We start from the raw sequence: 12,344 nt of genomic DNA, 5'->3' as shown, positions 1-12,344 counted from the left end.
GCCTGCCCGGTAGGGAAGGGCTCCGGGTCAGCTCTCCGGCCGGTCCTCGGGGACGGCCTCGATGCCGCCGCCTTCCGAGGGGGTCGTGCCGTTGGCACCCGCGGTGACCGCACCAACGGCGCCGTTGGTGAGCGCCAGCTCCCTCGGGGAGAGCACCGGCGGGCGCGTCGAGGGCGTACGCCGGTTGGAGCCGGTCCACGCGGGGCGGGCCGGACGCTTCACAATGCCGGAGAAGACCTCAGCGATCTGCTCCTTGTTCAGCGTCTCCTTCTCCAGGAGCTGGAGGACCAGGTTGTCGAGAACGTCGCGGTTCTCGACGAGGATCTCCCAGGCCTCGTTGTGCGCGGTCTCGATGAGCTTCTTGACCTCTTCGTCGACCAGCGCCGCGACCTCTTCCGAGTAGTCGCGCTGATGACCCATCTCCCGGCCGACGAACGGCTCGGTGTTGTCGCCACCGAACTTGATCGCGCCCAGGCGCTCGGTCATGCCGTACTGCGTGACCATCGCGCGAGCGGTGGCCGTGGCCTTCTCGATGTCGTTCGCCGCGCCCGTGGTCGGGTCGTGGAAAACGAGCTCCTCGGCCGCGCGCCCGCCCAGCATGTAAGCCAGCTGGTCGAGCATTTCGTTGCGCGTGGTCGAGTACTTGTCCTCGTCGGGCAGGACCATCGTGTAGCCGAGAGCACGGCCTCTGGAGAGGATCGTGATCTTGTGGACCGGGTCCGAGTTGGGAGAAGCTGCCGCGACCAGGGCGTGTCCGCCCTCGTGGTACGCGGTGATCTTCTTCTCCTTGTCGGACATGATCCGGGTCCGCTTCTGCGGGCCCGCCACGACACGGTCGATCGCCTCGTCCAGCGCCTCGTTGTCCACGAGCTTCTGGTTGCCGCGCGCCGTGAGGAGCGCCGCTTCGTTCAGCACGTTGGCCAGGTCGGCACCGGTGAAGCCGGGCGTACGACGGGCAACGGCGCCCAGATCGACGTCCGGGGCGACCGGCTTGCCCTTCTGGTGAACCTTGAGGATCTCAAGGCGGCCCTGCATGTCCGGACGGTCGACCGCGATCTGCCGGTCGAAACGGCCGGGACGCAGCAGCGCCGGGTCCAGGATGTCCGGCCGGTTGGTGGCGGCGATCAGGATGACCCCGCCCTTCACGTCGAAGCCGTCCATCTCGACGAGCAGCTGGTTCAGCGTCTGCTCGCGCTCGTCGTGGCCACCGCCGAGGCCCGCACCGCGGTGCCGGCCGACGGCGTCGATCTCGTCGACGAAGACGATCGCCGGAGCGTTCGCCTTGGCCTGCTCGAAGAGGTCACGCACTCGGGAGGCACCGACACCGACGAACATCTCGACGAAGTCGGAACCTGAGATCGAGTAGAACGGCACGCCGGCCTCGCCCGCGACGGCGCGCGCGAGCAGCGTCTTGCCCGTTCCGGGCGGCCCGTACAGCAGGACGCCCTTGGGGATCTTGGCGCCGACGGCCTGGAACTTCGCCGGCTCCTGCAGGAACTCCTTGATCTCATGGAGCTCTTCGACAGCCTCGTCGGACCCCGCCACATCGGAGAAGGTCGTCTTGGGGGTGTCCTTGGTGATCAGCTTGGCCTTTGACTTGCCGAACTGCATGACCTTGGAGCCGCCGCCCTGCATCTGATTCATCAGAAACAGGAAGACCACGACGATGAGTACGAAGGGCAGCAGCGAGAGCAGGATCCCGACGAAGGGGTTCTGCTTCGACGGCGAGACCGTGTAGCCCTTCGCGATGTCGCCGCTGTCGACCTTGCTCTGCAGCTTGGCGGCGAGGGCAGTGCCCTGTGCGTCGCCGATGTAGTTCGCCTGGAACTTGCCGCCCGACTCGCCGCCCAGCTTCTGGCCGTTCTTCAGCTCGATCTTGATGACGTTCTCGTCACCAGTCGTGACCTTGGCCTGCTCGACCTGGTTCTTGTCGATCGCCTGGACGACCTTGGAGGTGTCCACTGACTTGTAGCCGCCCGACGAGCCGACGACCTGCATCAACACGACCACGGCGAGGACGGCCAGCACGATCCACATGACCGGCCCACGGAAGTATCGCTTCACGTCCATCCATACGGGGCGGAACTACGCCCCGTCCCTCCTGCCCGTAGGTAAATGCTGCTGTGAGTAAAGAGTGTTCTTCGGACGGTACCCCAGCATTGCCGCCCGCGACCTCACGGGAGTGCCGACGAACCTGCCTTCCCCTGCTCCAACGGCGGGAAATAGGTGAGGGTTCCCGTTCGGCTCACGGCTGAATGCGGGTCGCCCGGCAGAGCCGGACGGGGAGTCAGCCGCCGTACACGTGCGGAGCCAGCGTGCCGACAAACGGGAGATTGCGGTACTTCTCCGCGTAGTCGAGTCCGTATCCGACGACGAACTCATTCGGAATATCGAACCCGGCCCACTTCACATCGAGGGAGACCTTGGCGGCATCCGGCTTACGGAGCAGCGTGCAGACCTCCAGCGAGGCGGGCTCGCGGGATCCGAGGTTCGACAGCAGCCAGGAGAGAGTCAGACCCGAGTCGATGATGTCCTCGACGATCAGGACGTGCTTGCCCTTGATGTCGGTGTCCAGGTCCTTGAGGATCCGGACGACACCCGACGACTGCGTACCGGCGCCGTACGACGACACCGCCATCCAGTCCATGGTGACCGACGTGGACAGCGCACGGGCCAGGTCGGCCATCACCATCACAGCGCCCTTGAGAACACCGACGAGCAGCAGATCCTTGCCCGCGTACTCCGCGTCGATCTTCGCGGCCAGCTCCGCGAGCTTGGCGTCGATCTCTTCCTTGGTGATGAGCACCGACGCGAGGTCGGTGCCCATGTCTTTCTCGTTCACCCGGGCCACTTTCAGTTGCTTGTGCTTCGGCTTGCGGCGCAGCTTCGCGTCAGCCTTGCCGGATAACCAGTCTGCCACCCTGCCGCTGAGCCTCGACGCGGCCCGGGAGGTTGATGGCACCCTGCCCGCGCCAGCCGGTGATCAGCCGGTCGATCTCCTCGATGTGGCGGGCGAAGAGGGATCCGGCGGGCGAGCCGGCGGCGATGGCGGAGCGGCGCAGCACCCGGCTGCGGACGGCGGGCGGCAGGGCGTAGAGCTTGGCGCACTCCAGCTGCCCTGCCTCGTCCCTGGATGCCTCCTCGGCGTTCGCCGCCCAGGCGTCCAGGGCGTCGGCGTCGTCGCGGGAGAGGCGTGCGGTGCGGGCCAGCGCCTCCACGACCCCTTTGCCGAGTGACTTCTCCAGGGCGGGCAGCCCTTCGTGGCGCAGCCGGGAGCGGGTGTACGAGGGGTCCGTGTTGTGCGGATCGTCCCAGACCGGGAGGTGCTGGACGAGACAGGCCTTGCGGGCCGTCTGGCGGTCGAGCTGGAGGAAGGGCCTGCGGTACCGGCCGGCCGCCCCCGAGACGGCCGCCATACCGGACAGGGAGCGGATCCCGGAGCCCCGTGCGAGGCCGAGGAGGACGGTCTCCGCCTGGTCGTCCCTGGTGTGGCCCAGGAGGACGGCCGCGGCGCCGTGGCGCTCCGCCACGGCGTCGAGCGCGGCGTACCGGGCGTCCCTTGCGGCGGCCTCGGGCCCGCCGGCCCGGCCGACCGTCACGGCGACGGATTCCACGGGGCCGAGTCCGAGGCCCCTGAGCCGGGAGACGACTTCGTCGGCGCGGGAGTCCGAGCCGTCCTGGAGACCGTGGTCGATGGTGACGCCGCCTGCGCGGATGTCGAGTTTGCGGGCCTCGAAGGCCAGGGCCGATGCGAGCGCCATGGAGTCGGCGCCACCGGAGCACGCGACCAGCACCAGTGGCCGGTGCTGCTCGGACGGGGTGCCTCCGGGGCGCGCACCCGGGGAGTGCGGGGCCGCGGGGTGTCCGGGCCCTTCGCCGGGGGCCGGGCGCCCGGCCGGGGTTCCGTCACTGGCCGTGCGACCGCTGAGGTCGATGGCCGTCTGTTCGTTGAGTACGTCGTGGAGTACGCGGCGGACCGCCAGGCGTATCGCTGCGACCGCAGGATGGGGACCCATATCCGGTGCCCTTCGGTGGAGTTGGGGGGGTGCCTCGGAGGACGGCTGCGTCACACAGAGTGCATAGATGGTGACAGAACCAGGCCGTTACCCGAGCATCGCACGCCAACTCCTCGCCGACGGTCCCTCGGATGGGTGATTACCACGGCGTACTTCTGCCGTGGGCCGGGTCAGAGCGCCTTGTCGCCCTTACCGTGCACCCGCGCGATCCAGTCCGCCGGTTTGGCGATCTCCGCCTTGGTGGGCAGCGTGTTCGGCGAAGTCCAGACGCGGTTGAAGCCGTCCATGCCGACCTCTTCGACCACCGCCCGTACGAAGCGCTCGCCGTCGCGGTACTGGCGGAGTTTGGCGTCAAGACCGAGCAGCTTGCGAAGGGCCTGGTCGAGGCGGCCCGCACCCTGTGCCCTGCGCTTCTGGAACTTCTCGCGGATGTCGTCGACCGACGGCACCACCTGGGGGCCGACGCCGTCCATCACGTAGTCCGCGTGCCCTTCGAGGAGCGACATCACCGCGGTGAGCCGGCCGAGGATGTCCCGCTGGGCGGGCGTCTGGACCAGTTCGACCAGTGAGCTGCCGCCGTCGCCCTCGTCGGCCGGACGGTTGCCCGCGAAGGACTGGGCGGCCTCGCGCAGCCGCTCCAGGACGGTCATCGGGTCGACCTCGGTCTCCTCCAGGAACGACTGGATTTCGCCCTCCAGATGGTCGCGGAGCCAGGGCACACCGGTGAACTGGGTGCGGTGGGTCTCCTCGTGCAGGCAGACCCAGAGGCGGAAGTCGTGCGGGTCGACGTCCAGCTCGCGCTCCACATGGACGATGTTCGGCGCGACCAGGAGCAGCCGGCCGCCGCTGCCCGCCCCCGCGGGCAGGTCACGTCCGGCGGGGGCGAACGTCTCGTACTGCCCCAGCACCCGTGAGGAGAGGAACGACAGCAGCATCCCCAGCTCGACACCGGTGACCTTGCCGCCCACGGCGCCGAGCACGGCCCCGCCCGGCGAGTTGCCGCGCCGGTCCTGCATCTTCTCCAGCAGGGGTTTCAGGACCTCACGGAATCCGGCGACGTTGGCCTTGACCCACCCCGCGCGGTCCACCACGAGGACCGGGGTGTCCTCCAGGTCCGTGCCCTCGGGGATCATCCGGGTGAAGGCGCGGACGTGCTCCTCGGCGGACTTGGCGTGCCTGCGCAACTCCGCCACCACCGCTCGGGCCTCGTCCCTGCTGACGTCCGGACCCTGCTTCGCGAAGCGGGTCGCAGTCGCCGTGGCGAGGTTCCAGTCGACCATCTCGGCACCACCGATGCGCGTCATGCGTCAACCGTACGTTCTCGGATCCGCGGACGGTGAGGTGTTGCACCGGCTGCTCACGGCTCACGGGCGGTGCACACGCGGCGCCGTACGGACGGGGGGTGGGCCACCGAAGCCTCCCGGGGGAGCTCCGGGCGGGCTCCCGGAGGGCTTCAGCCGGTGCAGCCGCAGGCCGCCACGGCCGTGCCCAGGCGGTCGAGGGCCGACTGGGCCGCCGTCGGGGACGCGGTGTCCGACGCCATGAACGCGAAGGCCAGCAGCCTGCCCCGGGTGTCCACCACCGTCCCGGCCAGGGTGTTCACCCCGGTCAGGGTGCCGGTCTTGGCGTGGATGAGACCGGCACCCCGCCCGGCGCCCGACGGGTCCGTGAAGCGTCCGTCGAGTGTGCCGGTGAATCCGGCGATCGGCAGCCCGGTGAGGATCGGGCGCAGTTCGGGGTGGGCCGGGTCGCCCGCCCGGGTGAGGAGGGTGGCGAGCAGCGTCGGCGAGACCTTGTCCTGCCTGTTCAGCCCGCTGCCGTCGGCGAAGTGGGCCCCGCCCAGGGGCAGGCCGAGCTTCTTCAGCCGGTCCCGGACCGCCCGGCCCGCGCCCGCGAAGCTCGCTGGTTCGTGCGCGGCGAGCGCGGTCTGCCGGGCGACGGCCTCGGCGATGTCGTTGTCGCTGTTGGTGAGGGCCCGCTCGACCAGCGCCGAGAGCGGCGCCGAGTACGTGCTGGCCACCGTCTTCGCGCCCTTGGGGGACTTGCCGGGCGACGGCGCGCCCTTGCTGTGGACGGACCGGTCGGCCAGCATCGATGCGAACGTACGGGCGGTGTCGCCCGCCGGGTCGCCGGAGCGCGGGGCCGGTCCGTGGTCCCCTTCCTCCGGGGAGCCGGCCGAGCCGCCGGAGGAACTGGAGCCACTGGAGTCACTGGAGTCGCTGGGGTCCCCGGAGCCGCCGGAATCCCCGGAGCCGCCGCCCAGCCGCCCCTCGTCCGTCATGAGGGCGCTGACCGGGGCGAGGTTGTCGTTGGGGCCGATGGGGTGCAGCACGGGTCCCGAGTAGAGCGAGGTGTCGTACGAGATACGGACGGAGCTGACGCCCCGGTCGCGCAGCACCTTGGCCGTCGCGTCGGCGAGCGCCCGCAGCCCGTCCCGGTCCAGGGTCGGGTCACCGCCGCCCCTGAGGGTCACCCGCTTCCCGTCGGGGGTCGCGGTGACGGTGGTGGCGATGCGGTGGCCGGGACCGAGCGCGGAGAGCCCGGCGGCCATCGTCGCCAGCTTCACCGTGGAGGCGGGGGTCATCGGCCGGCCAGCGTCCGATCCGTACAGGGTCCGGCCGGTGACGGTGTCGATCACCACGCCGCCCGCGGTGGGGCCCAGCGCCGGGTCGTCCATCAGGTGGCCGAGCGCATCGCCGAGCCCTTTGCCGGTCGGTGCGGCGCTGCTGCCGAGTGCGGCCAGCACGCCGGGCGCATGGGGCGCGGGCGCCGGACCGGCCGGCCTGCCGGGGTGCGCCGGGCTCCCGTGATGTGCGCCACCTGTCCGGTCCCGGGCAGCGGCCCAGTCCCGCTCGGCCTTACGCTGACCTGAGTCCCAGGGTCCGGACGCCGCGATCAGCCCGGCCGCGAGCGCGAGACCGATCACGGCGGAGCCCGCCGAGAGTTGCCACGTCGTCACCTTCGGCACCGGCACCTCGGAGCAGCCCCTTTCGCGATCACACATCGTCGTGGGGGACACTTAACCACTGCGTTTGCCGTGCGCGCGGCATCCGGCCGGTCCGGCAGGACGCAGCACCACCCGAAGTTCGTGTTGATCATGGAGGAGCCACCCGTGGAGTTCGACGTCACCATCGAGATTCCGAAGGGTTCGCGGAACAAGTACGAGGTGGACCACGAGACCGGCCGGATCCGTCTGGACCGTCGGCTCTTCACCTCGACCAGCTACCCCGCGGACTACGGATTCGTCGAGAACACCCTCGGCGAGGACGGCGACCCGCTGGACGCCCTTGTCCTGCTGGACGAGCCGACCTTCCCCGGCTGTGTCATCAAGTGCCGCGCGATCGGCATGTTCCGGATGACCGACGAGGCCGGCGGCGACGACAAGCTGCTCTGCGTCCCGGCCTCCGACCCCCGGGTGGAGCACCTGCGCGACATCCACCACGTGTCGGAGTTCGACCGCCTGGAGATCCAGCACTTCTTCGAGGTCTACAAGGACCTGGAGCCCGGCAAGTCCGTCGAGGGCGCCGACTGGGTCGGCCGTGCCGACGCCGAGGCCGAGGTCGAGAACTCGTACAAGCGCCTCCAGGCGCAGGGCGGGTCGCACTGAGCCACGGCTGATGCGGTGCCGGCCGCACAGCCCGGCCCGTGCCGAGACTGCTCCTGCGGGCGGTGTGTCCCTCCGGGGCGCACCGCCCGCAGTGCGTCCGGAGGCGGTACAGGCGGTATCCGTGCGCATACTGGGCAGGCGCTGATCAGGTACGGGAGAGGTGGGAGCGGAGCGAGTGGCTGAGACCGACGGTCCCGAGGACCGCAAGCCGCAGTCGGACGAGGTACGGAGCGCCTTCGTACCGCCGACGGGCACGGGGACCCCGGCCCCCGAGGACTCCTCCACCACCTCGGAGTTCGCCGTGCCGCCCGGGCTGGCCGCCGAGACGCCTTCCGAACCCGAGGGTTCCGCCTTCACCACCCCGCAGACGTACAGCGCCCAGAACTCGCCGCCCGCCTTCACCCCGGCCCATGGCTTCCCCATGATCAAGCTGGCCAAGGAGGCGCCCTGGCAGGACCGGATGCGCACGATGCTGCGGATGCCGGTCCATGAGCGGCCGACGGTGGAAGCGGCGCAGAAGCAGGACGACGAGTCGGGTCCCGCCGTACCGCGCGTGCTCGACCTGACGCTGCGTATCGGCGAGCTGCTGCTCGCGGGCGGCGAGGGCGCCGAGGACGTCGAGGCGGCGATGTTCGGCGTCACCCAGGCGTACGGGCTCGAACGCTGCGAGCCGACCGTCACCTTCACCCTGCTGTCGATCTCGCACCAGCCGTCGCTGGTGGACGACCCGGTGACCGCGAGCCGTACCGTACGCCGCCGCGGCACCGACTACACCCGTCTGGCGGCGGTCTACCACCTCATCGACGACATCACGTCCGAGGACGTCGACGTCTCGCTGGAGGAGGCGTACCGCGGCCTCGCCGGGATCCGCCGTAACCGCCACCCCTATCCGGGCTGGGCGCTGACGACCGCCAACGGGCTGCTGGCCGGTGCGGCCTCCGTGCTCGTCGGCGGTGGCGCGCTGGTCTTCATCGCGGCGATGGTGGGTGCGATGCTCGGCGACCGGCTTGCCTGGTTCCTCGCCGGGCGCGGGCTGCCGGAGTTCTACCAGTTCTCGGTGGCGGCGATGCCGCCGGCCGCGGTGGGGGTGCTGCTCACGATCCTGGACGTGCCCGGCCTGCGCGCCTCAGCGGTGATCACCGGTGGGCTCTTCGCCCTGCTGCCGGGACGGGCGCTCGTCGCGGGCGTCCAGGACGGTCTGACCGGTTACTACATCACCGCGTCCGCGCGGCTCCTCGAAGTCGTCTACTTCTTCATCTCGATCGTCATCGGCGTGCTGATCGTGATCTCGGCGGGGCTCCAGCTCGGCGCCGGCGGGCTCAACGCGGAGGCGGCGCTGCTGAGCGTCAACAGGCCCGTCGTCCAGATCATCGCCGCGATGGTGCTGACCTTCGCCTTCGCGATCCTGCTCCAGCAGGACCGCTCGACGGTGCTGATGGTGACGCTGAACGGCGGGGTGGCCTGGATCGTCTACGGGGCGCTGCACTACGCGGGACGCATCTCGGCGGTGCCGTCCACCGCCATCGCGGCCGGACTCGTGGGTCTGTTCGGGCAGTTGTTCTCGCGCTACCGGTACGCATCGGCGCTGCCGTACGTCACGGCGGCGATCGGGCCGCTGCTGCCCGGTTCCGCGACGTACTTCGGGATGCTGTACTTCGCACACAGCGACGTGAACAAGGGGCTGGCCTCGCTGACCAAGGCGGCCGCCCTGGCGCTGGCCATCGCGGTCGGGGTGAACCTCGGCGGTGAGATCTCCCGGCTCTTCATGCGGGCGCCCGGCGTGGTCGGCGGCCAGCGCCGGGCGGCGAAGCGGACGCGCGGGTTCTAGTAAGCGGACGCGCGGCATCTGAGCCGTAGCCGTGTGGGGAAATTCCCCGCCGCTACCGCTTGGCGTGCCGGCGGCGCTGTGTGCCGGACCCCTGGCCCTCCGGTGCGTCGCCGCCCGGCGTGCCCTCCCGGGCGGCCTTTCCGCGTGAGCGCAGGTACTCGATCACGATCGGCACCACCGACACCAGCACGATGGCGACGAGGATCAGCTCGATGTGCGCGTTGACGAACGCGACCTTGCCGAGCCCCGCGCCGAGCAGGGTGACGCCCACGCCCCAGAGCGTGCCGCCGATGAGGTTGAAGATCACGAACGAGCGGTAGTTCATCCGGCTCACGCCCGCGATGATCGGCGTGAACGTCCGCACGATGGGCACGAAGCGGGCCAGTACCAGGGACTTCGGGCCGTACTTCTCGAAGAAGTCGTGCGCCTTCTCGACGTTCTCCTGCTTGAAGAGCTTGGAGTCGGGGCGCCGGAAGAGCGAAGGTCCGACCTTGCGGCCGAACAGATAGCCCACCTGGTCGCCCGCGACGGCGGCGAGCGCGACCAGCACGCAGAGCAGCCAGAGCGGAGTACCGAGCTTGCCGGTGGTGACGAGCAGACCGCTGGTGAACAGCAGGGAGTCGCCCGGCAGGAAGAAACCGATCAGCAGCCCGGACTCGGCGAAGATGATCACCAGCAGACCGGCCACCCCGAAGGTGCTGATCAGGTAGTCCGGGTCCATCCAGCTCGGTCCGAGCGCGAGAGTAGTCACGGGTTCCGGGCTCCTGGGGTCAGTCGGCATGGGTGCCATGCGGGTAATGGCTGGCCAAAGTTATCAACGCCCGCGCGGGGTTACTGGTTCCATCGCCTCGCCACGGGTGCGAGGTGACCGGGTTTTCGGGCAAGGTGATCACCAGGAGGTGATGCCGGATGAGCATCGCGGATTACGGCGGCGGCCAGTCGCCCCAGGCCGACGTACTGGTCGTCACGACGAACGACGTCCCCGGGTACACGGTGCAGCAGGTCGTCGGCGAGGTGTTCGGGCTCACAGTCCGCTCCCGCCATCTGGGCAGCCAGATCGGCGCCGGCCTGAAGTCGATGATCGGCGGCGAGCTCAAGGGGCTGACGAAGACCCTGGTGGAGACCCGCAACCAGGCGATGGAGCGACTGATCGAGCAGGCCCGCGCGCGCGGCGCCAACGGTGTGCTCGCGATGCGGTTCGACGTCACCGAGGCGGCCGACATCGGCACCGAGGTGTGCGCGTACGGCACGGCGGTCGTGATCGCCAAGCAGTGACGGCGGGGCGGTACGGGTACGGGCGCCCCGCCCAGCACCCGTACCGTCTCCCCCGCCGCCCCCGCCTGCCCCACCTCGCACACCGGCACGGCCGGGCGCACCACCCGCACCATTTGTCCGCATCGTCGCGACAGGAGAGCGCGGCTCAGAGGAAGGCGAACGCGAACCATGCCACTGCACCGAGGCGCGAACGGGTCCGACGACTCCGGGAAACCGTCCACCATCGCCGTGAACCCCTTCTTCGGCGACGCGAACCCCGTCGGCGGCATGGACACCGCCCCGCCCAAGCACCGGCTCCCCGATGGCCCGCTGCCGCCGATGAGCGCGTACCAGCTGGTCCATGACGAGCTGATGCTGGACGGCAACTCGCGGCTCAATCTCGCCACGTTCGTCACGACGTGGATGGAGCCGCAGGCCGGGGTGCTCCTGGCGGAGTGCCGCGACAAGAACATGATCGACAAGGACGAGTACCCGCGCACCGCCGAGCTGGAGCGGCGCTGTGTGGCGATGCTCGCCGACCTGTGGAACGCGCCGGATCCCACGACCGCCGTGGGCTGTTCGACGACCGGTTCCAGCGAGGCGTGCATGCTCGCGGGCATGGCGTTCAAGCGGCGCTGGGCGAAGCGGAACGCGGACCGCTATCCGGCCACCGCGCGGCCGAACCTCGTCATGGGGGTCAACGTCCAGGTCTGCTGGGAGAAGTTCTGCACCTTCTGGGAGGTCGAGGCGCGGCAGGTCCCCATGGAGGGCGACCGCTACCACCTGGACCCGCAGGCCGCCGCCGACCTCTGCGACGAGAACACCATCGGGGTCGTGGGCGTGCTCGGCTCCACCTTCGACGGGTCGTACGAGCCGATCGCCGAGCTCTGCGCGGCCCTGGACGCCCTCCAGGAGCGCACCGGCCTGGACATCCCCGTCCATGTCGACGGGGCGTCGGGCGCGATGGTCGCCCCCTTCCTCGACGAGGAGCTGATCTGGGACTTCCGGCTCCCCCGGGTCTCGTCCATCAACACGTCGGGCCACAAGTACGGGCTGGTCTACCCGGGTGTCGGCTGGGCGCTGTGGCGCTCCGCCGAGGAACTGCCCGAGGAGCTGGTCTTCCGGGTCAACTACCTGGGCGGCGACATGCCGACCTTCGCCCTCAACTTCTCCCGGCCGGGCGCGCAGGTGGTGGCGCAGTACTACACGTTCCTCCGGCTCGGCAAGGAGGGATACCGCGCCGTCCAGCAGGCAACACGCGACGTGGCGCAGGGACTTGCCGGCCGGATCGAGGCGCTGGGCGACTTCCGGCTGCTGACCCGGGGCAATGAGCTGCCGGTCTTCGCCTTCACGACGACGCAGGACACCACGAGCTTCGACGTGTTCGACGTGTCACGCCGGCTGCGCGAGCGGGGGTGGCTGGTGCCCGCGTACACCTTCCCCGAGAACCGGCAGGACCTCTCGGTGCTGCGGGTGGTCTGCCGCAACGGGTTCTCCGAGGACCTGTCCGATCTGCTGATGGACGATATGGAGTCGCTCCTGCCCGAACTCCGGCGCCAGTCCGGACCGTTGGAGCGGAGCAAGGCGCAGGCCACGGCGTTCCACCACTAGGTCCTTCCCGACCGGCTTCGGGCCGGCC

General features: G+C 70.0%; 10 protein-coding genes. 4 read left to right on the top strand and 6 right to left on the bottom strand.

Translation table 11 applies throughout. The features are described 5' to 3' along the window. Positions 1-27 precede the first annotated feature (27 nt). The 5 genes from ftsH to dacB all read right to left on the bottom strand — a co-directional run bounded on the left by ftsH (position 28) and on the right by dacB (position 7,020). Positions 28-2,070, bottom strand: coding sequence for an ATP-dependent zinc metalloprotease FtsH (ftsH, locus tag OHB13_RS20655; protein WP_328378092.1), 2,043 nt, complete (start codon positions 2,068-2,070; stop codon positions 28-30). A gap of 217 nt (positions 2,071-2,287) precedes the next feature. Beyond that, positions 2,288-2,827 carry a hypoxanthine phosphoribosyltransferase gene (gene hpt, locus OHB13_RS20650; protein WP_250305594.1) on the bottom strand — a complete coding sequence of 180 codons (540 nt, stop codon included), beginning with the start codon at positions 2,825-2,827 and terminating at the stop codon, positions 2,288-2,290. A gap of 64 nt (positions 2,828-2,891) precedes the next feature. Beyond that, positions 2,892-4,016: a tRNA lysidine(34) synthetase TilS gene (gene tilS / locus OHB13_RS20645; protein WP_266854709.1), complete on the bottom strand. Its 1,125-nt coding sequence runs from the start codon at positions 4,014-4,016 to the stop codon at positions 2,892-2,894. 170 nt (positions 4,017-4,186) lie between these two features. Further along, a complete protein-coding gene (locus OHB13_RS20640; RefSeq protein WP_266854710.1) occupies positions 4,187-5,320 on the bottom strand; it encodes a zinc-dependent metalloprotease in 1,134 nt (377 codons plus the stop codon). Between the two features lie 149 nt (positions 5,321-5,469). Then, positions 5,470-7,020: a D-alanyl-D-alanine carboxypeptidase/D-alanyl-D-alanine endopeptidase gene (gene dacB / locus OHB13_RS20635; protein ID WP_328378091.1), complete on the bottom strand. Its 1,551-nt coding sequence runs from the start codon at positions 7,018-7,020 to the stop codon at positions 5,470-5,472. 108 nt (positions 7,021-7,128) lie between these two features. On the opposite strand from dacB, the gene OHB13_RS20630 reads away from it, so the two are divergent. Continuing rightward, positions 7,129-7,623 (top strand): inorganic diphosphatase, encoded by a 495-nt coding sequence (locus OHB13_RS20630; RefSeq protein ID WP_164264904.1) that lies wholly within the window; start codon positions 7,129-7,131, stop codon positions 7,621-7,623. A gap of 175 nt (positions 7,624-7,798) precedes the next feature. Beyond that, entirely contained in the window at positions 7,799-9,451 is a 1,653-nt protein-coding gene (locus OHB13_RS20625; RefSeq protein ID WP_266854714.1) for a threonine/serine ThrE exporter family protein, read from the top strand. A gap of 52 nt (positions 9,452-9,503) precedes the next feature. Here the strand turns inward: OHB13_RS20625 and OHB13_RS20620 are convergent, their stop codons facing one another. After that, positions 9,504-10,202, bottom strand: coding sequence for a DedA family protein (locus tag OHB13_RS20620; RefSeq protein WP_266854716.1), 699 nt, complete (start codon positions 10,200-10,202; stop codon positions 9,504-9,506). 158 nt (positions 10,203-10,360) lie between these two features. On the opposite strand from OHB13_RS20620, the gene OHB13_RS20615 reads away from it, so the two are divergent. Both OHB13_RS20615 and OHB13_RS20610 read left to right on the top strand, forming a co-directional pair. Continuing rightward, entirely contained in the window at positions 10,361-10,726 is a 366-nt protein-coding gene (locus OHB13_RS20615; protein ID WP_266854717.1) for a YbjQ family protein, read from the top strand. 168 nt (positions 10,727-10,894) lie between these two features. Next, positions 10,895-12,316, top strand: a complete 1,422-nt coding sequence (locus OHB13_RS20610) for a glutamate decarboxylase (protein ID WP_266854719.1) — start codon at positions 10,895-10,897, stop codon at positions 12,314-12,316. The last annotated feature ends 28 nt before the right edge of the window (positions 12,317-12,344 follow it).

Source organism: Streptomyces sp. NBC_00440 (assembly GCF_036014215.1).
Classification (GTDB): Bacteria; Actinomycetota; Actinomycetes; order Streptomycetales; family Streptomycetaceae; genus Streptomyces.
This window is presented reverse-complemented; position numbering and strand designations above follow the sequence as displayed.

Coding starts and splice junctions, on each gene's coding strand:
- OHB13_RS20610 (WP_266854719.1), top strand. CDS start 10,895: ATGCCACTGCACCGAGGCGCGAACGGGTCCGACGACTCCGGGAAACCG.
- dacB (WP_328378091.1), bottom strand. CDS start 7,020: ATGTGTGATCGCGAAAGGGGCTGCTCCGAGGTGCCGGTGCCGAAGGTG.
- OHB13_RS20615 (WP_266854717.1), top strand. CDS start 10,361: ATGAGCATCGCGGATTACGGCGGCGGCCAGTCGCCCCAGGCCGACGTA.
- hpt (WP_250305594.1), bottom strand. CDS start 2,827: ATGGGCACCGACCTCGCGTCGGTGCTCATCACCAAGGAAGAGATCGAC.
- ftsH (WP_328378092.1), bottom strand. CDS start 2,070: ATGGACGTGAAGCGATACTTCCGTGGGCCGGTCATGTGGATCGTGCTG.
- OHB13_RS20640 (WP_266854710.1), bottom strand. CDS start 5,320: ATGACGCGCATCGGTGGTGCCGAGATGGTCGACTGGAACCTCGCCACG.
- tilS (WP_266854709.1), bottom strand. CDS start 4,016: ATGGGTCCCCATCCTGCGGTCGCAGCGATACGCCTGGCGGTCCGCCGC.